The following is a 19,614-nucleotide window of genomic DNA, read 5'->3' as shown; positions in this document are numbered from 1 at the left end:
GTACCGTTTCGAGTGTCTAGGTCGAGACGGAGGGCTCCGGTATGGATCACACCTCAACTGCCCTGGGAGACACTGTTCGTGCGCACCGGCGGACTGCCGGTCTGAGCCAGGAGACACTCGCGGAGGACGCCGGCCTGTCGGTGGGCGTGATCAGGAAGATCGAGCAGGGTGGTAGCGCGCGGGTGGAGACACTGCACGCGATCGCCCGTGCGCTCGGCATCCCCACATCGGCACTGTTCGCGCCGGGTGCGCCGCGGCCGGTTGTCGAGGATGGGGCGAACCGCCAACTTCTCACGCAGCTGCGGCAGGCCCTCATGCCTCCGGTGGGCATCACGGAGACGCTGGCCGATCCGGGTCGGGTGGACGAACTCCCGGAGCTCCGGCGGCGGATCGAGGACGGTCTCGCACTGTACGACTCGGACCGGTATGAGTCCGTCGCACGGATGCTGCCCGGGCTCCTCACGGCGGCGGAGGCCGCCGCAGCGACGGCGGACGGGGACGAGCGCCGGGAAGCTGTCCGAGTGCGGGCCCACGCCCTGCTGCTGGCTGGGAAGTACCTGACGCAGGTGCGCCAGTACGACGTGGCCTATCAGGCCCTCACGGAGGCAATCCGTGTCGCGCGGGAGATGGAGGAGAAGCTGACCGCGGTGACCGGGGTCATCGGCCTGTGCTGGCTCCTGCTCCGCCAAGACCGGTTCGATGACTGCGCGCGCCTGGCGGCGGCCACGGCGGACCAGATCGAGCCACGGATGTCCTCGGCGCCGGCGGGGCAGATCGCGGCGTGGGGAGAGCTGTGCCTGCGCATCGCGTCCGCGCAGGTGCGGAACAACCGGCCGGACGAGGCCGAGGAGGCGCGCCGGATGGCGGCCACGGCAGCGAGCGCCGTGGGTACCGAAGTCTCCGACTACCGCACGCACTGGGCGACCTTCGGGCCGGTCACCACGGAACTCAAGGCCGTAGAGGACCTGGCCCTGGCCGGTGACTCCCGGGGTGTGCTGCGCCGCGCGGATGAGGGCGTGCTGACCCGCTCAGCCATGAGCAAAGTCGGCCGGCCCTCCAAGATCAACTGGAATCGGCACCGGCTGGACGTGGCACAGGCGCACGTCCGGCTCGGGTCGACGCAGGACGCGATGAACGAACTGGCCCGTATCCGGCGCATGTCCGGGACCTGGCTCCAGCATCAGCCGATGGCCCGCTATGTGATGGGGGACATCCTGTCGACGCGTAAGCGGACGCTGACGAAGGAGATGCGGACGCTCGCGGCTCACCTCAACGTCCACGCCTGACCCCGCAGGGGCACGTGCTACGGAGCGTGGCAGTTCACTGACGGAGAGCAGTGAAATGCAACGCTTCGTGTGTGTTCCCGTACACAGCGTTCCCATACGGTCTCTCGTACCTGAAGTGATCTGGACGAGGGGGCAGCTGTGCGGAGAACAAACGGGGACCGGCTGAGGCGTCGAGCGCTGGCGGATGCGTCGGTGACCGCGACCACGGCCGTGACGATGCCCGGCCAGGTCGTGCCCGCGCCGCGCCCGGTCTCGTGCCGTCCCGTTGACCGGGCGAGTGCGGCGCGGTCCGGACGGGCCGCTGGAGACACGGAGTGAGCCGCCCAGTCGCCCGGGCGGTGGCACCCGTGCATGAGGTACATCCCCGCGACCCGGCCTCGCCGGGCGACACCGCCGCTTCGCCCCTGAGGGCCGGCACCCGCACCGGGACCGGTAGGCCCGCATACACGGCGACCCTGCCGAGGACCGCGGAGGCCGCGCGGGCGGCGCGGCAACTGGTGTCCTCGGCGCTTCGGGTCTGGGGCCTGGAGGAGCTGGAGCACGCGGCGCACATCGTCGTCACCGAGCTGGTGTCGAACGCGGCCGCCCACGCGAGGCGGCAGTCGATCCGGGTGACGGTGACGCTGCTGGACCGCCTGCGGGCCCGGGTCGCCGTGGTCGACATGTCCCGTGCACTGCCGCGGCCCCGGCCCGCCGAGGCGGACGACGAGTCCGGGCGGGGCCTGACCCTGGTCGCCGCGCTGAGCGGTGGCTGCTGGGGCGTGGCCCCGCTGCCCTGGGGGAAACGCGTGTGGGCGGACCTGGCGGCCGGTGAGGAGGGTCCCGGTGAGTGAAATCGCCCGCCAGATCGTCTACGTGGTGACGTTGGCCGCGCTGCTCACCCCCCTGGTCCTCGGCATCAGCAGGGGATAGCCACGGTGCGGAGGACGTGGATCATCGGCCACTGCCGGCGCTGTGACGAGCCGAACGTGTACGTGCTGTGGCTCGGGCCCGTGCAGAGCCAAGACCACGGTCATGCCCCGTTCTACTGCTGCCGGCCCTGCGTCCTGCGTCTGGAAGCGCTGGTGGACGCCTACAACCGCCGCGTCCCCGGTCTCAGATGACGTCCCGGCACATCACCTCCGGGACGGCGGCCTCCTGACTTCTCATACCCGGCCCGCCCCCTCCCCCGACAGGAGCGGGCGGTCCAGCCACCCCGCCCCCCGGAACGGCCGGGAGGCGTAACCCACTGGGAGGTTCCCTTGAGCACTCGACCGCTCGTCACAGCCCGGCAGGCGGCGTCCTGCTACTTCCGCACCACGGTTGAACATCCGTATCGGAAGGCCCTCGTTCAGATCTGTGAGCCCTGCAATGAGAGCTGTAAGCACTGCTTCGTCTCCGCGACGAAACGCGGGGAGTACATGCCGCTCACGGCCGTCCGGGAGCGGCTGGTCCCCCAGCTCGCGGAGGCCCGGGTCAACCGCGTCACCCTCACCGGCGGTGAGCCGTTCATGCACGGGGACCTGGTCGAGGTCGCCGCCGCTTTCCACGAAGCCGGTATGGGCGTCGGTGTCTGCACGAACGCGACCATGGTGACGGACGAACAGATCGCGGACCTCGCGGTAATCGGTGCTCACATGAACGTCTCGCTGGACGGGTTCTCCGCGGACAGTCACGGGGTGTTCCGCGGGCGGCCGGAGGGGTTCGCCGAGACCGTGGAGACCGTCCGGCGGTTCGCCCGGGCCGGCACCCTCCAAGGGCTGCTGTGCACGCCGAACAACCTCGCGGAGGACCAGGAGTACGCGGAACTCTGCGCCTTCGCGAAGGAGCAGGGCGCGAAGTACGTGCTGATGAACCCTCTCGGGGAGATGGGCCGCGGCGCTGCTCGCGGGGCGCGGAAACTGCGCCGCCCGGACGAGCACATGCGGCACATTCAGCAGCTCACGATGCCCTTCGCGGACGAGGACCTGGAGCTGGTGCACATCCGTTTCCCGAACGACTCCAAGCCGCTGGCCGGGTGTGAGGCGGGAACGATCATCTACGTCTTCACGAAGGGCGAGGTCACCGTCTGCCCTTACCTGGTCTTCGCCGCGCGGACGCGGGCAAGCCGGCACCCGGACACGGATTTCATCGTGGGCAACGTGTGGACGGACGACGACATCGCCGCGCGCCTCGACGGCTACCGCTTCCATGAGCGGTGGAAAGTCGGCGACAACCCGACCTGTGGTGGATGCTCCTTGAGCGAGGGGTGCGGCAAGGGGTGCCCGGCCGCCGTCGTGGCCTCCGGACAGCGGATCGGCGCGGTGGATTCCGAACTCTGTCCCACCGTGCCCGCACAGTCCCGTGTGCTGCCCGTGGTCGGCGTCTCGTGAGCGGCCGGTTCATCACCCTGGACGGCCCGGGCGGTGTGGGAAAGTCGACCGTCACGGCCCTCCTGGTCCAGCAGCTCCGCGGGAAGGGGTTACCGGTGTACGCCACCCGGGAGCCGAGCTCCAGCCCACTCGGGGAGCTCGCCCGCCACGGGACGGAGGAGTACCGGGGGATGAGTATGGCGTGCCTGATCGCCGCCGACCGGTACCGGCATGTGGAGGAGGAGGTCCGGCCGGCGCTCGCCCGCGGTGAGATCGTGGTCTGTGACCGGTACGTACCCTCCTCTCTGGTCCTCCAAGTCATGGACGGCGTCCCCCGTGACCTGGTGTGGGAACTCAACCGGCACACGGACATGCCGGATCTGGCCGTGATCGTCAACGCGCGGGCGGAGGTCATTGCCGAGCGGCTGGAGAGCCGGGGGACCAGGCACAGCCGATACGAGCGAGAGCCCCGGGGAACCGAGCGGGAGTGCGCGTACTACTACGAGGCCGCTAGGTTCCTCATGGCCGCCGGCGTCCGCGTCCTCCGGTTGGACGCCTCCACGGCCGGGCCCGAGGACATCGCCCACGCCATCATGGCGGCGATCGAGGAACGGTGGATGAGGGACAGCTCGTGACGACCACCCTGGACGTGCTGACGTTCAATCTGAACAACCCGAGCAGGGAACGGGCGGAGCGGCAGTTGGCCTTCCTGGCCGGCCGCCCGGAGCCGGTGCTCGTGCTCACCGAGACGGCGGGCAGCGCGGGGTGTGATCTCCTCGCCCGGAGATTCGAGGCGGCCGGGTACTCCGTGACGTTCCCCCGGCCGGAGCGCGGGGAGCGCGGCGTCATGGTCGTCAGCCGGCTCGCCACCGTCCCGGGTGGGCAGGTCGCGGACCACCTCCCCCACCGCGCCGTGCAGGTCATCGTGGAGACCGACGAGGGACCCGTGTCCATCGTGGGCCTCTACGTGCCCGCACGGGACGCCACAGCCGTGAAGACCGCACGGAAGCGGACGTTCCTCGAAGCCTGCCGGCGAGGCCTTCCCACGGCCGCCGACCGCCAGGAGATGGTCATCGGGGACTTCAACATCCTGGAGCCGGACCACCAGCCGGCCTACCGGTTCTTCCAGCGCTTCGAGTACGACTTCTACACCTGGCTCGGGACCGTCCGGTACCGGGACGCCTTCCGCGTCCTCCACCCCGAGGCGGCGGAGTACTCGTGGGTGGGGAGGACCGGGGACGGCTACCGCTACGACCACGCCCACATCACCCACGGCCTGGTGCCCGTACTGCGGGGCTGCTCGTACGTCCACGAGGTGCGCACCGGGCCGGAGCGGCTGACGGACCACTCCGCTCTTTCCGTGTCGCTGTGCCTCCAGCCGACGCGCCCCCTGCCGGTGACCGACCCGATGCGGGACGCGGACGCGGTCCCCGTCCTGTTCTGAGAAGCGACGAGCGAGGAGGAGCCGATGGCGGAGCGTACGTGGGAGCAGGTGGGCCGGCTGCGGAAGTGGCTGGACGCGGAGGTCACCGATGCCTCGCCGGCGGACGTCCGGCTGCTGCGCGTACTGAAGATCGGGGAGGAGTACGGGGAGGTCGCGGAGGCTCTGCACGGCGCACTCGGCGCCAACCCCCGGAAGGGCCGCTCACACTCCTGGACGGACGTGGAGAAGGAACTCGTGGACACCATCGTGACGGCCATGGTCGCGCTGGACACGATCGCACCCGACGCGCGGCACACGTTCGAGGAACGGCTGGACGCGCTGGTGGACCGTGTGATTCCCGCGCCGTAGAGCCAAGCGCGGGCGGCCCGGGCCGGGCCCGGTTGTCATCCCGTGAAGTGGCGGCACCCTGGCCGGCAACGTCCGGGCCACACTACTCGGGACCATTCCGGGGGGCGCCGACATAGCCGATCTGGTCGCCCGGATCCCCAAGTACCGGACCCGACCGAGCGACCACAGTGCGGTCGCATGCCGTTCCCCTCCTGGCGCACGGCGAGCCGGGCGCCGGCGGGAGCTGCTCCTCGTCCCATCGAACGACGCAGGGGTGGACCGGCGGCCGGGCCGGTGGCGGTTGTCCGGTGTGCGCCGCCGGGGTCGCGGACAACCGCCGCCGGCTCCCCGCGCACGCGCCCGCGCACGCCTCCTCACCCCACCCCGCCGAACACTTACCCCCTAGGGGTATAGTGGAGCCAGGTGGAGCACCCGGCGGGCTTCGGCAGCGATGGCCCGGGCCGGTCTCCGCCCCGCAGATCCCTACCGAGGAGAAGACCATGAGCGCCACCACCACGTACCGGGTGACCGGAATGACCTGCGGTCACTGCGAGGGAGCGGTGACCGAGGAGCTGTCCGCGCTCGACGGCGTCAGCTCCGTCAAGGCCGTCGCCTCCACCGGTCTCGTCACCGTGATCTCCGAGGCCCCGCTCGACGACGCCGCGGTCCGCGCCGCCGTCGACGAGGCCGGCTACGAACTGGCCGGCAGGGCCTGACCGGGCCCGGCCGCCCTTCCCGCGCCGGGCCGTGCCGCTCCGCCACCGCGGACCGCGCACGGCCCGGCCCTCCCCTCCGGAGACCCTCATGACCAGTACGGCACCACAGCCCCCGGCGGAAGCCCCCGAGGAGCCCGCACAGCGGGTCGAACTCTCCATCGGCGGGATGACCTGCGCCTCCTGCGCGGCCCGGGTCGAGAAGAAGCTCAACCGGATGGACGGCGTCACCGCCTCGGTGAACTTCGCCACCGAGAAGGCGCGGGTCGACTTCGCCGACGGCATCGCCGTCGACGACCTCATCGCCACCGTCGAGAAGACCGGCTACACCGCCGAGCGCAAGCCCGAACCACCGCCCGCGCCGGAACAAGGGGCACAGCCGCTGCCGGAGCGGCAGCCGGCCGCGGGCGCGCACCCGGCGGCCCCGTCCCCCGGCGGCCCGCCGGCCCCCGCGGGCAGCGCGGCGGACCGGCACCGCGCCGAACTCGAAGCCCTGCGCGAGCGCCTGCTCGTCTCCCTGGTCCTGTCGGTGCCGGTGGTGCTGATGGCGATGGTGCCCGCCCTCCAGTTCGACAACTGGCAGTGGCTGTCGCTCACGCTCGCCGCCCCCGTCATCGTCTGGGGCGCCCTCCCCTTCCACCGCGCCGCCTGGACGAACCTGCGGCACGGCGCCGCCACCATGGACACCCTGGTGTCGGTCGGCACCCTGGCCGCCTTCGGCTGGTCGCTCTGGGCGCTGTTCCTGGGCGACGCCGGGATGCACGGGATGCGGCACGAGTTCAGCCTCGCCGTCTCCCGGGCAGACGCCTCCTCCGCCATCTACCTCGAAGTGGCCGCCGGGGTGACGACCTTCATCCTGCTCGGCCGCTATCTGGAGGCACGCTCCAAGCGCACCGCGGGCGCGGCCCTGCGGGCCCTGCTGGAGCTCGGCGCCAAGGACGTGGCCGTGCTCCACCCGGACGGCCGCGAGGAGCGGATGCCGGCGGACCGTCTGACGGTCGGCACCCGCTTCGTGGTCCGCCCGGGCGAGAAGATCGCCACCGACGGCCGGGTCGTGGAGGGCAGTTCGGCCGTGGACGCCTCCATGCTGACCGGTGAGTCGGTCCCGGTGGACGTGACGGCCGGCGACGCCGTGACCGGCGCGACCGTCAACGCGGGCGGCCGGCTGGTCGTCGAGGCCACCCGCGTCGGCGCCGACACCCAGCTCGCCAGGATGGCCACGCTGGTCGAGGAGGCGCAGAGCGGCAAGGCCGAGGTCCAGCGGCTCGCCGACCGGGTCTCCGGGGTCTTCGTCCCGATCGTCTTCCTGATCGCGCTCGGCACCCTGGGCGGCTGGCTGCTCGCGGGCGGCGGCGCCACCGCCGCCTTCACGGCCGCCGTCGCCGTACTGATCATCGCCTGCCCCTGCGCCCTGGGCCTGGCCACCCCGACGGCCCTCATGGTCGGTACGGGACGCGGCGCCCAACTCGGCATCCTGATCAAGGGGCCCGAGGTGCTGGAGTCCACCCGCCGGGTGGACACCGTCGTCCTCGACAAGACCGGCACGGTCACCACCGGGCGGATGACGCTGCACGAGGCGGTCCCGGCCGACGGCGTGCCCGAGGAGGAACTGCTGCGCCTGGCGGGCGCGGTGGAGAACGCCTCGGAGCACCCGATCGCGCGGGCCGTGGCCTCCGGAGCCACCGAGCGGACCGGTCCGCTGCCCGCCGTGGAGGACTTCGAGAACGTCCCCGGTCTCGGGGTGCGCGGACGGGTCGGCGGCCGCACCGTGCTCGTCGGCCGCGAACCGCTGCCCGGCGACGGCGGGGACGGGGACGGCGCGCTGCCGGCCTCCCTCGCCGCCGCGATGGACGCCGCCGGGGCGGCGGGCCGCACGGCCGTCACGGTCACCGTGGACGGCCGGCCGGCGGGGGTGCTCACGGTCGCGGACACGGTCAAGGACAGCAGCGCGCGGGCCATCGCCGAACTGCGCGCCCTGGGGCTCACGCCCGTCCTGCTGACCGGCGACCACCGGGCGGTGGCCGAGGCCGTGGCGCGCGCCGTCGGCATCGACGAGGTGATCGCCGGGGTGCTGCCGCAGGACAAGGTGGCGGTCGTCCGGCGGCTCCAGGAGGAGGGCCGCACGGTCGCCATGGTCGGCGACGGGGTCAACGACGCGGCGGCGCTGGCCGCGGCGGACCTCGGGCTGGCGATGGGCACGGGCACGGACGCGGCCATCGAGGCCGCCGATCTGACCCTGGTCCGCGGGGACCCGCGGGTGGCGGCGGACGCGATCCGGCTCGCCCGCCGGACCCTCCGCACCATCAAGGGCAATCTCTTCTGGGCCTTCGGCTACAACGTGGCGGCGCTGCCACTGGCGGCGGCCGGACTCCTCAGCCCGATGATCGCGGGGGCCGCGATGGCCTTTTCGTCCGTCTTCGTCGTCACCAACAGCCTGAGATTGCGTTCCTTCACATCATCACCAGAAGCTGCATGAGACCCTCACCCGAGGCTCAGGATCTCCTTATCGGAGCTCTTGCCCTCATTGGCCCCTTATGGCATGAGACCCAGATCACATTCTTCGGGGGTAACCATTGAGGCGGGTCGTGAGTCTAACCGTGCGATGCAACGCCTCCGGCGGGGTGCGGCATCCGCCTGACGGGCCCGTCTTGGGGGACGGATCCCGTCGTGTGTGGCCGGGGCGCGTGCCCGGGGAGCTTTGAGCGGCCCTCCCGTACGTGCTCGTCCCGGCAGACAGCACCGGCCCCGGCCGGACAACGGAAGACAACCGAACAAGCACGAGCCGAAGCTTCCGGCCGCGGATTTCCGCGGCGGACAGACCCCCGGCCGGATCCCGTGGGGGGAATCCGATCCGGGATTGGAGAGCGCTTCGCCGGTCGACCCGTGGGGGGATCGACCGCGGGGCGCTCTCCACCTTTTTCCGGGGCCCGTCCCGCGCGTACGGGCGGTGCACCCGGGCACGGCACGCGAACGGGGGGCCGCCCCGCGACGGCGGCGGGCGGCCCCCCGGACCGGCGGCCGGTACCACCGGGGATTCCCCGGGTCCGGCCTGCGGCCGATGGTCAGCGGCCGGTGGTCAGCGGCGTGGTCAGCGCTTCTCCAGCGGAACGAAGTCCCGCTCGACGACACCCGTGTAGATCTGGCGCGGGCGGCCGATCCGGGAACCCGGCTCCTTGATCATCTCGTGCCACTGGGCGATCCAGCCCGGCAGCCGGCCCAGCGCGAAGAGCACGGTGAACATCTCGGTCGGGAAGCCCATGGCCCGGTAGATCAGACCGGTGTAGAAGTCCACGTTGGGGTAGAGCTTGCGCTCGACGAAGTAGTCGTCGGCCAGCGCGTGCTCCTCCAGCTTGAGCGCGATGTCCAGCAGCTCGTCGGACTTGCCGAGGGACGCGAGCACATCGTGCGCCGCGGCCTTGATGATCTTCGCCCGGGGGTCGAAGTTCTTGTAGACACGGTGTCCGAAGCCCATGAGCTTCACACCGTCTTCCTTGTTCTTCACCTTGCGGATGAAGGTGTCGACGTCGCCGCCGGAGTTCTTGATCCCCTCCAGCATCTCCAGCACCGACTGGTTGGCGCCCCCGTGCAGCGGGCCCCAGAGGGCGCAGATGCCGGCCGAGATCGAGGCGAACATGTTGGCCTGCGAGGAGCCGACGAGACGCACCGTCGAGGTCGAACAGTTCTGCTCGTGGTCGGCGTGCAGGATCAGCAGCTTCTCCAGCGCGCTGACCATGACCGGGTTCGGCTCGTACTCGGCGGCCGGCACGGAGAAGGTCATCCGCAGGAAGTTCTCGACATAGCCGAGATCGTTGCTCGGGTAGACCACCGGGTGGCCGATCGACTTCTTGTACGCGTACGCGGCGATCGTGGGCAGCTTGGCCAGCAGCCGGATCGTCGAGAGATGGCGCTGCTCCGGATGGAAGGGGTTGTGGCTGTCCTGGTAGAACGTGGACAGCGCGCTGACCACGGAGGACAGCATCGCCATCGGGTGCGCGTCGCGCGGGAAGCCGTCGTAGAAGCGTTTGACGTCCTCGTGCAGCAGCGTGTGCTGGGTGACCTCGTTCTGGAAACCGGCGAGCTGGTCGCCCGTCGGGAGCTCACCGTTGATCAGCAGATACGCGGTTTCGAGGAAGGTACTGTGCTCGGCGAGCTGCTCGATCGGGTAACCGCGGTACCGCAGGATGCCCTGCTCACCGTCGAGATAGGTGATCGCCGACTGATAAGCCGCGGTGTTGCCGTAACCGCTGTCCAGGGTCACCAGACCGGTTTGGTTGCGGAGCTTCGCGATGTCGAAGCCCTTGTTGCCGACAGTGCTGTCGGCAATGGGGAACCGGTATTCGCCGTCCCCGTACCGCAGTACTACTGAGTTGTCGCTCACGTCATCCCTCACCGACGTTGTGCCTCTTCTTCGAGGTGCCCTGACTGCCTCTACCTTCCCCCATATGGCCAGAAGCCGTGCACTCGGGGTCGGCCGTCAGGCCTATTCATGGCACGGCGTGCCGCGTGCGGGCCCATCCTGCTCCTCGCGGCAGGCATGCGGAAGGCGGTGTCCACGATTCAGATCGCGCCACGGAGCCGGTGGTCCAGTGCCGTGCAGCGCCGGCCGGCCGACACGGTGCGGACCGCCTGGCCGAGCGCCCGCCGGGAGCCGACCAGTACCACCAGTCTCTTGGCCCGGGTGACCGCCGTATAGAGGAGGTTGCGCTGGAGCATCATCCAGGCGCTGGTCGTCACCGGGATCACCACGGCCGGGTACTCGCTGCCCTGGGAGCGGTGGATCGTCACGGCGTAGGCGTGCGCCAGCTCGTCCAGCTCGTCGAAGTCGTAGGGGACTTCCTCCTCCTCGTCGGTGCGGACGGTGAGCCGCTGGTCGTCCTGGCTGAGCGAGGTGACCACGCCCACCGTGCCGTTGAAGACGCCGTTCTCCCCCTTCTCGTAGTTGTTGCGGATCTGGGTGACCTTGTCGCCGACCCGGAAGATCCGGCCGCCGAAGCGCCGCTCCGGCAGATCGGGGCGGGCCGGGGTGACGGCCTGCTGGAGCAGGCCGTTGAGCGCGCCCGCCCCGGCCGGGCCGCGGTGCATGGGAGTGAGCACCTGGACGTCCCGGCGCGGGTCCAGGCCGAACTTCGCGGGGATGCGGCGGGCGACCACGTCGACCGTGAGCCGGCCCGCCTCCTCCGTGTCGTCCTCGGGGAAGAGGAAGAAGTCCGGCAGCCCCTGGGTGATCGGCGGGACACCGGAGTTGATGCGGTGGGCGTTGGTCACCACCCCCGACTGCTGCGCCTGCCGGAAGATCCTCGTCAGCCGCACCGCCGGCACCGGGCTGTCCGGGGCGAGCAGATCCCGCAGCACCTCCCCCGCCCCCACCGAGGGCAGCTGGTCCACGTCGCCCACCATCAGCAGGTGCGCGCCCGGCGGCACCGCCTTCACCAGCTTGTTGGCCAGCAGCAGATCCAGCATCGACGCCTCGTCGACGACGACCAGATCGGCGTCCAGCGGCCGGTCCCGGTCGTAGGCGGCGTCCCCGCCCGGTTTCAGCTCCAGCAGCCGGTGCACCGTGGACGCCTCGGCGCCCGTCAGCTCCGAGAGCCGCTTCGCCGCCCGGCCCGTCGGCGCCGCCAGCACCACCTTGGCCCGCTTCGCCCGCGCCAGCTCCACCACGGACCGCACGGTGAAGGACTTGCCGCAGCCGGGACCGCCGGTCAGCACCGCGACCTTCTCCGTCAGCGCCAGCCGCACCGCCTGCTCCTGCTCGGGGGCGAGCTGCGCCCCCGTCCGCCGCCCGAGCCAGGCCAGCGCCTTCTCCCAGTCCACGCCGCGGAAGGCCGGCATCCGGTCCTCCCCGGTGCGCAGCAGCCGCAGCACCTGGCCGGCCAGGGAGATCTCGGCCCGGTGGAACGGCACCAGATAGACCGCCGACACCGGCTGCCCGTTCTCCGGCCCCGGCACGGTCTGCCGTACGACGCCCTCCTCCTCGCCCGCCAGCTCTCCCAGGCAGTCGATGACCAGCCCGGTGTCGACCTGGAGCAGCTTCACCGCGTCCGAGATGAGCTGCTCCTCGGGGAGGTAGCAGTGGCCCTGGTCGGAGGACTGCGACAGGGCGTACTGGAGCCCGGCCTTGACCCGGTCGGGGCTGTCGTGCGGTATCCCGACGGCCTGGGCGATGCGGTCGGCGGTGAGGAAGCCGATGCCCCAGACGTCGGCGGCGAGCCGGTAGGGCTGGTTGCGCACCACGGAGATCGAGGCGTCGCCGTACTTCTTGTAGATCCGCACGGCGATGGAGGTGGAGACGCCGACCCCCTGGAGGAAGACCATCACCTCCTTGATCGCCTTCTGCTCCTCCCAGGCGGCCCCGATCAGCTTGGTGCGCTTGGGACCGAGCCCGGGCACCTCGATCAGACGCCCCGGTTCCTTCTCGATGACGTCGAGGGTGTCGATCCCGAAGTGGTCGACGATCCGCTCGGCGATCCGCGGCCCGATCCCCTTGATCAGCCCGGAGCCGAGATAGCGGCGGATGCCCTGGACGGTGGCGGGGAGCACGGTGGTGTAGTTCTCGACGGTGAACTGCTTGCCGTACTGCGGGTGGGAGCCCCAGCGGCCCTCCATCCGCAGCGACTCGCCCGGCTGCGCGCCGAGCAGCGAACCGACGACGGTCAGCAGATCGCCCGCGCCGCGGCCGGTGTCGACCCGGGCGACCGTGTAGCCGTTCTCCTCGTTCGCGTAGGTGATCCGCTCCAGGACCCCCTCGACCACCGACAGCTGTGCCATGCCGCGACGGTACCGCCGACCGCCGACACCACGGGCCGCCCGTGGACAACCCGGCACACCCCGCCGGACGCGCCCGGACGGGGAGGGACGGGCCCGTTCACGGAGACTTGCCCCCAACAGCTTCCGGAATGGGTCAAGCTGGCCGTACCGACAGACCGAAGGACTACCGCCGTCCATCCGCCCGGGGCGGCCTCCGGCAGAGGGGGAGACATCACATGCTTGGCTACGACCTGCTGGTCGTGGGCTCGGCCAACGCCGATCTCGTGATCGGAGTCGACCGGCGCCCGGGGGCGGGGGAGACGGTGCTCGGCTCCGACCTGGCCGTCCACCCCGGCGGCAAGGGCGCCAACCAGGCCGTCGCCGCGGCGCGCCTCGGAGCGCGCACCGCCCTGCTGGCCCGGGTCGGCGGCGACGCCTACGGGCGGCTGCTGCTCGACGCGCAACGCGCGGCGGGGGTCGACACGGTGGGCGTGCTCGTCGGCGAGGAGCCGACGGGGGTCGCGGTCATCACGGTGGACGCGGCGGGCGACAACAGCATCGTCGTCTCCCCCGGCGCCAACGCCCGGCTGGAGCCCGGGGACATCCGCGCCGCCGGCAGCCTGCTGGCCTCCGCCCGGGTCGTCTCGGCGCAACTGGAGATCCCGATGGCGGCGGTGGCGGAGGCCGTGCGGTCGCGCGCACCCGGCGCCCGGCTGGTGCTCAACGCGTCGCCACCCGCGCAGCTGCCGCCGCAGGTCCTCGCGGCCTGCGACCCGCTCGTCGTCAACGAGCACGAGGCGCTGGCCCTGCTCGCCGGCCATCCGGCCGCCGAGGCGGAGGAGCCGGCCGCCTGGGCCTCCGCGCTGCTCTCCCGCGGCCCGCGTTCGGTGGTGGTCACCCTGGGCGCGGCCGGCGCGCTGGCCGCCGACCGGAACGGCGTGGTGACGGTGCCCGCGCCGCGGGTGGCGGTGGTGGACACCACGGGGGCGGGCGACGCCTTCACGGGCGCCCTGGCCTGGCGGCTCAGCGCGGGCGACGGCCTGGAGACGGCCGTGCGGTACGCGGTGCGGGTCGGCTCGGCCGCCTGCGCCCGCGCCGGAGCGCAGAGCTCTTTCCCGCGGGCCGGGGATCTGGCCGTACTGCCCGATGCCCTGCCGGCGGACGGGAACTGACGGTCCGGGTGGCGCCGGCGGTGCCGGCGGTGGTGAGGGGACCGACGGCCGGAGGTGTCCGGCACGGGCCCGCCGGACCCGAACGGAACCGGATGCGGCGGGAGAGAGCGGGGAGCGGGGGCGGAAACGCCGGTAACGGTATCGAGGGTGCCCGGTCGCCAGACCGGGCACCCTCGGGTCCCCCCACGACGGTCCCCCCTGAGAATCCCCCCAGATTTCCCCCCGGGAAGCCCGACGCCCAATACGACAGCCGAGGCCCGGAAAGGGTTGCACGGCTACTCATAAGTATTCTTCTTTTCTTTCCCGGCACCGCTCGCATCCGCCGTGAGCTGCCCCTATGCCCTTCGCGCAGTCCGGACGCACCGTTGAGGACATGATGTTTCTCCGGAAGATCACCGATCCCCTGGCCCGGGCCGTCTCCAAGAAGACGGGCATTCCCACCTCCAAGGTCACCCGCGCGATCAACACCGGGCTGCCCATCGCGGCCGCCGCCCTCGCCAAGCGGCGGGGCAAGCGGCACTGAGAACTGCCGGACGGTCCTCAGCAACGCCGCCTCGCGGTACGGGCCTCCACGGCGCGAGCCGGAGGCGCCGAGGGGGCGGGAGGCGGAGCGGCCGCCCGGACGGACACCGGCCCGGGTGCGCCCGCCAGTTCGAGCAGCGCCCAGACGCACTTGCCGACTCCCTCGCGGGGCCGGACACCCCAGTCGTGGGCCAGCGCCGCCACCAGGGCCAGCCCCCGGCCGCCCTCCGCCTCGGTTCCGGCCTGCGCGGGCACGGGCAGCCGGTCGCTCGCGTCCGAGACCTCCAGCCGCAGCAGACGCCCGGTCAGCGCGAAGCGGGCCTCGATCTCCCGCCCGTGCGGAACCCGCCCGTGCCGCACGGCGTTGGTCATCAGTTCGGAGATCAGCAGTTCCGCGCTGTCCGCCGCGTCCCCTTCCACACCCCAGGCCGACAGCTGGGCCCGCAGGACCGCGCGGGCGCGTCCCACGCTGCGGGGGTGGCGCGGGAAACGGGTCTCTACGCCGCCGGTCCGGTCGCTTGTCTCCGTCATGCAGGTGGCACCTTTCCGAATACCGTCGCTCTGTGCGATCGGTCCGCTACCTGCTGTACCCATCGGGAGCCCGGAAGATCCCTCCGGCCGACGGTGGTGCCGCATGCGCTGGTTGACGGTCCGTCACCCGCGGCCGGCCCGCCGCGCGGCACCGCCCCCGTGCGGCCGGTGGCCCCCGCCGCTACGCGACCAGCCGGCGGTAGCGTTCCGTGGTCTCCGCCAGCACCTCCGCGCCGTCGCGCGCCCACAGCGCGGGGTTGAAGATCTCCACCTCCACCGGCCCGGTGTAGCCCGCCGCGTCCACCCGTTCGCGGAACCCGCGCAGATCGACGCAGCCGTCGCCGAGCTGGCCCCGGCCCAGCAGCACGCCCTCGGGCAGCGGGGTGATCCAGTCGGCGAGCTGGAAGGCGGCGATGCGGCCCGACGCGCCCGCCCGCTCGATCAGTCGGGGCACGGTGTCGTCCCACCACAGGTGGTAGGTGTCCACCACCACGCCCATCCGGTCGGCGGGGAAGCGCTCGGCCATGTCGAGCGCCTGGGCGAGGGTGGAGACCACGCACCGGTCCGAGGCGAACATGGGGTGCAGGGGTTCGATGGCCGGCCGCACCCCGCGTTCGGCCGCGTAGGGCACCAGTTCGGCCAGCGCGTCGGCGATCCGTTCCCGTGCCGCGCACAGGTCGCGGCTCCCTTCCGGCAGTCCTCCGCACACCAGGACGAGGGTGTCGGTGCCCAGGGCGGCGGCCTCGTCCACGGCGGCGCGGTTGTCGGCGAGCGCGGCGGCCCGGTCCGCCGGGTCGGTGGCGGTGAGGAAGCCGCCCCGGCAGAGGCTGCTGACCGTCAGTCCGGCCTCGCGCATCAGCCGTGCCGCGCGCTCCACTCCGTACGCCCGCACCGGCGCGCGCCACAGTCCCACGCGCCGTACACCCGCCTCGGCGCACCCCTCGGCCAGGTCGGGGAGCGACCACTGGCGGATGGTCTCCTGGTTGAGGCTGAACCGTTCGAGGCCGTTCACCGGGCGGCTCCGTGGAGGGCGAGGAGGGTGCGCATCCGGTGCTCGGCCAGCTCCGGGTCCGGGAACAGGCCGAGCCCGTCGGCCAGTTCGTAGGCCCGGGCCAGGTGGGGCAGCGAGCGTGCCGACTGGAGGCCGCCGACCATCGTGAAGTGGTCTTGGTGGCCCGCGAGCCAGGCCAGCAGCACCACGCCGGTCTTGTAGTAGCGGGTCGGGGCGGCGAAGAGGTGCCGCGAGAGGGGAACGGTCGGGTCGAGCAGGGCGCGGTAGCCGGCGGTGTCACCGGTGTCCAGGACGCGCACCGCCTCGGCGGCGAGCGGGCCGATCGGGTCGAAGACGCCCAGCAGCGCGTGGCTGAAGCCGTGTTGGTCGCCCGCGATGAGTCCGGGGTAGTGGAAGTCGTCGCCGGTGTAGCAGCGGACGCCCTCCGGCAGCCGCCGGCGCAGGGCGGTCTCGCGTCCGGCGTCGAGCAGGGACACCTTCACCCCGTCCACCTTGCCCGGGTGGGCCCCGATCACGTCGAGGAAGGTGTCCGTGGCGGCGTCCAGGTCGGCGCTGCCCCAGTAACCCTCCAGCGCCGGGTCGAACATGGGGCCGAGCCAGTGCAGGATCACCGGCTCCCGCGCCTGCCGCAGGAGATGCCCGTAGAGCTCCAGGTAGTCCTCGGGGCCGCGCGCGGCGGCGGCCAGGGCGCGGGAGGCCATCAGGACGGCCCGTGCGCCCGATTCCTCGACCATCGCGAGCTGTTCCTCGTACGCGGCCCGGACGGCGGACGGGCCGGCGTCCGGGCCGGTGAGCTGGTCGGTGCCCGCGCCGCACACGATCCGGCCCCCCGCGGCACGCGCCTCGGCGGCGGAGCGGCGGATCAGCTCGGCGGCGCGGGGCCAGTCCAGGCCCATGCCGCGCTGCGCGGTGTCCATGGCCTCGGCGACCCCGAGGCCGTGCGACCAGAGGTGGTGCCGGAAGGCCAGGGTGGCCTCCCAGTCGACGGCGGCCGGGCCGTCCGGCGCGGTGTCCGCGAAGGGGTCGGCGACGACATGGGCGGCGGCGTAGACGGTACGGGAACGCGGCGCGTCCGGCGGGCTCCCCGCGCCCCGCGCGAGCACGGCCGGGGCAGGCGCGCGGCGCGGCTCGTACGCCCGGAACGCGCCCCCGGCGGCGGGCAGGTCGAGGCTCACAGCGACAGCTCCGGCACGTCGAGGCGACGGCCCTCGGCGGCCGACCGCAGGCCGAGTTCGGCGAGCTGCACACCGCGGGCCCCGGCGAGGAGGTCCCAGCTCCAGGGCTCGTCCAGCACCACATGGCGCAGGAAGAGCTCCCACTGGGCCTTGAAGCCGTTGTCGAACTCCTCGTTGTCCGGCACCTCCTGCCACTGGTCGCGGAAGGACTCGGTCGCCGGCAGGTCCGGGTTCCACACGGGCTTCGGGGTGGCCGAGCGGTGCTGCGCGCGGCAGCCGCGCAGCCCGGCGACGGCCGAGCCCTCCGTGCCGTCGACCTGGAACTCGACCAGCTCGTCGCGGTGGACGCGCACCGCCCAGGAGGAGTTGATCTGGGCGACGGCACCGCCGTCGAGGCGGAAGATGCCGTAGGCGGCGTCGTCGGCCGTGGCCTCGTACGGCTTGCCGCGCTCGTCCCAGCGGCGCGGAACGTGCGTGACGACCTCGGCCTGCACACTCCGCACGGGGCCGAACAGCTCGTGCAGCACGTACTCCCAGTGCGGGAACATGTCCATGACGATGCCGCCGCCGTCCTGCGCGCGGTAGTTCCAGGAGGGGCGCTGCGCGGGCTGCCAGTCGCCCTCGAACACCCAGTAGCCGAACTCGCCGCGGACGGACAGGATCTCGCCGAAGAAGCCGCCGTCGACGAGCCGCTTCAGCTTGCGCAGGCCCGGGAGGAAGATCTTGTCCTGGACGACGCCGTGCTTGACCCCGGCCTCCCGGGCCAGCCGCGCCAGCTCCAGGGCCCCGCCGAGATCCCCGGCGGCCGGCTTCTCGCAGTAGACGTGCTTGCCGGCGGCGATCGCCTTCCGCACGGCCGCCTCGCGGGCCGAGGTGAGCTGGGCGTCGAAGTAGACGTCGGTGGCCGGGTCGGCGAGGACGCCGTCGAGGTCGGTGGTCCAGTGCTCCAGGCCGTGCCGCTCGGCGATGGCCCGCAGGGCGTGCTCGCGGCGGCCGACGAGCACGGGCTCCGGCCAGATGGCCGTCCCGTCGTCCAGCTCCAGGCCGCCCTGCTCGCGGAGGGCGAGCACCGAGCGCAGGAGGTGCTGCCGGTAGCCCATCCGGCCGGTCACCCCGTTCATGGCGATGCGTACCGTCGTGCGTGTCACTCGACCGTCCCCTCTCCCACCCCTGCTCCGCCGCCCCGCGCGGCCCGTCCCCGCGCGGCACCAGTGGGCGCGGGTCCGGCAGCAAGCGCTTTCTACGACATGACGCTAACCGGCCCGCGCGGTCCCCACAAGTCGGCCGGCGGAGCACGCGACCCCGACCGCACGTCCGTTCGCACCGGCGGGCCTCCCCGGCGGCGCCCGCCCGGCCCGCCGGCGGTCACCAGTCCAGCGCCGCCAGACGCCCCTCGATCCGGTCCCGGTCCCACGCCCCGTCCGCGATCAGCAGCCGGTAGCGGTAGCCGCAGCTCTCGCCCGGCTCCAGCGTGAACTCCTCGAAGAACGCCCAGGAGAAGGCGACGCTCGGGGCCGGCTCGGAGCGGACGAACCAGTGCGACGCGTGGATCGCGCGGTCGTTCTCCGGCGCGTGCGCGAAGACGACCGTGCTCCGCGCGTCGACGGCGTCGTGCTCCCCGGTGAAGGCCAGCCAGGGCGCGCGGGTGCCCATCATGTCGGCGGCCCCGGCCTCTCCCGGGCCGCCCCGCCCGCCGGGGCCGAGCACGTCACCGCCGGTGAGGTCGCGCGGGCCGCGCCAGTGCAGGCCGGTGTAGCCGGCCATCTCGCGGCCGGCCGTGGTCGGGGACCCGAACTCCAGCGGTTCCGTGCGGATGTTGGTGAGCCGGGTCGACCAGTCGAGGGCCCAGCAGCCCGCCTGCGGGTCGGCGGAGTGCGCCGAGACGGTCCGCGCCTCCCGCACCCACTCCTCTCCCCCGTGCGCGACCCAGGTCAGCCGCTCGGTGAAGGACGCCCGGCCGCCGTCGGCCCCGACCCGGTCGAACCCGTCGTGCCGCATGGAGCCGACCCGTTCGGGGATGCGCCGGTACCCCCGGCCGTGGATGTAGGAGTTGCCGCCCCAGAAGTTCTGGTGGGAGAGATGGCTGGCGGTCAGCTGGAGGCCCTTGTGCCAGCGGTGGTCGTTGGGGCGGTAGCCGGTGACGGTGTGCCCGGCCAGGGTGCGCAGCGGGTGGGCGTACGGCTTGCGTGACTCGTAGGGTTCCGGGTCGGGGCGGTAGACATAGGCCATCAGTTCGACGTCACCGCAGGCGACGGAGATCCGGTCGCCGTGGACATGGGTGACGGTGAGAGGCGCGCTCATCGTTCTCCGAGGGAGGTGATGCCCGGGGGCGGCGGGCAGGACGGAAACGGGGAC

At 72.4% G+C, this 19,614-nt stretch carries 18 protein-coding genes; 11 read left to right on the top strand and 7 right to left on the bottom strand.

Annotation, left to right across the window (positions count from 1 at the left end):
• The first annotated feature begins 41 nt into the window (after positions 1 to 41).
• The 9 genes from SXIN_RS20825 to SXIN_RS20785 all read left to right on the top strand — a co-directional run bounded on the left by SXIN_RS20825 (position 42) and on the right by SXIN_RS20785 (position 8,576).
• On the top strand, positions 42 to 1,286 hold the full coding sequence (locus tag SXIN_RS20825) for a helix-turn-helix domain-containing protein (protein WP_039823906.1): 1,245 nt from the start codon (positions 42 to 44) through the stop codon (positions 1,284 to 1,286).
• Positions 1,287 to 1,633: 347 nt separating this feature from the next.
• A complete protein-coding gene (locus tag SXIN_RS20820) occupies positions 1,634 to 2,119 on the top strand; it encodes an ATP-binding protein (protein WP_019711368.1) in 486 nt (161 codons plus the stop codon).
• 84 nt (positions 2,120 to 2,203) lie between these two features.
• On the top strand, positions 2,204 to 2,389 hold the full coding sequence (locus SXIN_RS20815) for a hypothetical protein (protein ID WP_019711369.1): 186 nt from the start codon (positions 2,204 to 2,206) through the stop codon (positions 2,387 to 2,389).
• Between the two features lie 138 nt (positions 2,390 to 2,527).
• On the top strand, positions 2,528 to 3,637 hold the full coding sequence (locus tag SXIN_RS20810; RefSeq protein ID WP_039823908.1) for a radical SAM protein: 1,110 nt from the start codon (positions 2,528 to 2,530) through the stop codon (positions 3,635 to 3,637).
• Positions 3,526 to 4,251, top strand: coding sequence for a dTMP kinase (gene tmk / locus SXIN_RS20805; RefSeq protein ID WP_238153822.1), 726 nt, complete (start codon positions 3,526 to 3,528; stop codon positions 4,249 to 4,251). Before SXIN_RS20810 ends, tmk begins: the two co-directional genes overlap by 112 nt.
• Positions 4,248 to 5,060, top strand: coding sequence for an exonuclease/endonuclease/phosphatase family protein (locus tag SXIN_RS20800; protein ID WP_019711372.1), 813 nt, complete (start codon positions 4,248 to 4,250; stop codon positions 5,058 to 5,060). The genes tmk and SXIN_RS20800 overlap by 4 nt, the downstream gene beginning before the upstream one ends.
• A gap of 24 nt (positions 5,061 to 5,084) precedes the next feature.
• Positions 5,085 to 5,408 carry a MazG-like family protein gene (locus SXIN_RS20795; RefSeq protein ID WP_019711373.1) on the top strand — a complete coding sequence of 108 codons (324 nt, stop codon included), beginning with the start codon at positions 5,085 to 5,087 and terminating at the stop codon, positions 5,406 to 5,408.
• Positions 5,409 to 5,887: 479 nt separating this feature from the next.
• The gene (locus tag SXIN_RS20790; protein ID WP_019711374.1) at positions 5,888 to 6,103 is read left to right on the top strand and encodes a heavy-metal-associated domain-containing protein; all 216 of its coding nucleotides are present in this window, start codon (positions 5,888 to 5,890) and stop codon (positions 6,101 to 6,103) included.
• Positions 6,104 to 6,191: 88 nt separating this feature from the next.
• Positions 6,192 to 8,576, top strand: coding sequence for a heavy metal translocating P-type ATPase (locus SXIN_RS20785; protein ID WP_095757353.1), 2,385 nt, complete (start codon positions 6,192 to 6,194; stop codon positions 8,574 to 8,576).
• A gap of 612 nt (positions 8,577 to 9,188) precedes the next feature.
• Here the strand turns inward: SXIN_RS20785 and SXIN_RS20780 are convergent.
• Together SXIN_RS20780 and recD2 are read right to left on the bottom strand one after the other, a co-directional pair.
• Positions 9,189 to 10,478 carry a citrate synthase gene (locus tag SXIN_RS20780; protein WP_019711375.1) on the bottom strand — a complete coding sequence of 430 codons (1,290 nt, stop codon included), beginning with the start codon at positions 10,476 to 10,478 and terminating at the stop codon, positions 9,189 to 9,191.
• Positions 10,479 to 10,657: 179 nt separating this feature from the next.
• Positions 10,658 to 12,868, bottom strand: coding sequence for an SF1B family DNA helicase RecD2 (recD2, locus tag SXIN_RS20775; protein ID WP_019711376.1), 2,211 nt, complete (start codon positions 12,866 to 12,868; stop codon positions 10,658 to 10,660).
• Between the two features lie 215 nt (positions 12,869 to 13,083).
• Between recD2 and SXIN_RS20770 the strand changes: the two genes are divergently transcribed.
• Together SXIN_RS20770 and SXIN_RS20765 are read left to right on the top strand one after the other, a co-directional pair.
• Positions 13,084 to 14,019, top strand: coding sequence for a ribokinase (locus SXIN_RS20770; protein WP_095757352.1), 936 nt, complete (start codon positions 13,084 to 13,086; stop codon positions 14,017 to 14,019).
• A gap of 373 nt (positions 14,020 to 14,392) precedes the next feature.
• Positions 14,393 to 14,542 carry a hypothetical protein gene (locus tag SXIN_RS20765; RefSeq protein WP_157916321.1) on the top strand — a complete coding sequence of 50 codons (150 nt, stop codon included), beginning with the start codon at positions 14,393 to 14,395 and terminating at the stop codon, positions 14,540 to 14,542.
• Positions 14,543 to 14,559: 17 nt separating this feature from the next.
• On the opposite strand, the gene SXIN_RS20760 is transcribed toward SXIN_RS20765, so the two are convergent.
• From SXIN_RS20760 to SXIN_RS20740, 5 genes are all read right to left on the bottom strand, one after another.
• The gene (locus tag SXIN_RS20760; protein ID WP_019711379.1) at positions 14,560 to 15,072 is read right to left on the bottom strand and encodes an ATP-binding protein; all 513 of its coding nucleotides are present in this window, start codon (positions 15,070 to 15,072) and stop codon (positions 14,560 to 14,562) included.
• Between the two features lie 181 nt (positions 15,073 to 15,253).
• Complete coding sequence (locus SXIN_RS20755; protein WP_019711380.1) at positions 15,254 to 16,084, bottom strand: sugar phosphate isomerase/epimerase family protein; 831 nt, start codon at positions 16,082 to 16,084, stop codon at positions 15,254 to 15,256.
• Positions 16,081 to 17,259 (bottom strand): dihydrodipicolinate synthase family protein, encoded by a 1,179-nt coding sequence (locus SXIN_RS20750; protein WP_095757351.1) that lies wholly within the window; start codon positions 17,257 to 17,259, stop codon positions 16,081 to 16,083. The genes SXIN_RS20755 and SXIN_RS20750 overlap by 4 nt, the downstream gene beginning before the upstream one ends.
• Positions 17,256 to 18,407: a Gfo/Idh/MocA family protein gene (locus tag SXIN_RS20745; RefSeq protein WP_039817997.1), complete on the bottom strand. Its 1,152-nt coding sequence runs from the start codon at positions 18,405 to 18,407 to the stop codon at positions 17,256 to 17,258. The genes SXIN_RS20750 and SXIN_RS20745 overlap by 4 nt, the downstream gene beginning before the upstream one ends.
• Positions 18,408 to 18,624: 217 nt before the next feature.
• Positions 18,625 to 19,560, bottom strand: a complete 936-nt coding sequence (locus SXIN_RS20740) for a DUF6807 domain-containing protein (protein ID WP_095757350.1) — start codon at positions 19,558 to 19,560, stop codon at positions 18,625 to 18,627.
• Between the last annotated feature and the right edge of the window lie 54 nt (positions 19,561 to 19,614).

It is taken from the genome of Streptomyces xinghaiensis S187 (assembly GCF_000220705.2).
In the GTDB taxonomy this organism is placed as follows: domain Bacteria; phylum Actinomycetota; class Actinomycetes; order Streptomycetales; family Streptomycetaceae; genus Streptomyces; species Streptomyces xinghaiensis.
This window is presented reverse-complemented; position numbering and strand designations above follow the sequence as displayed.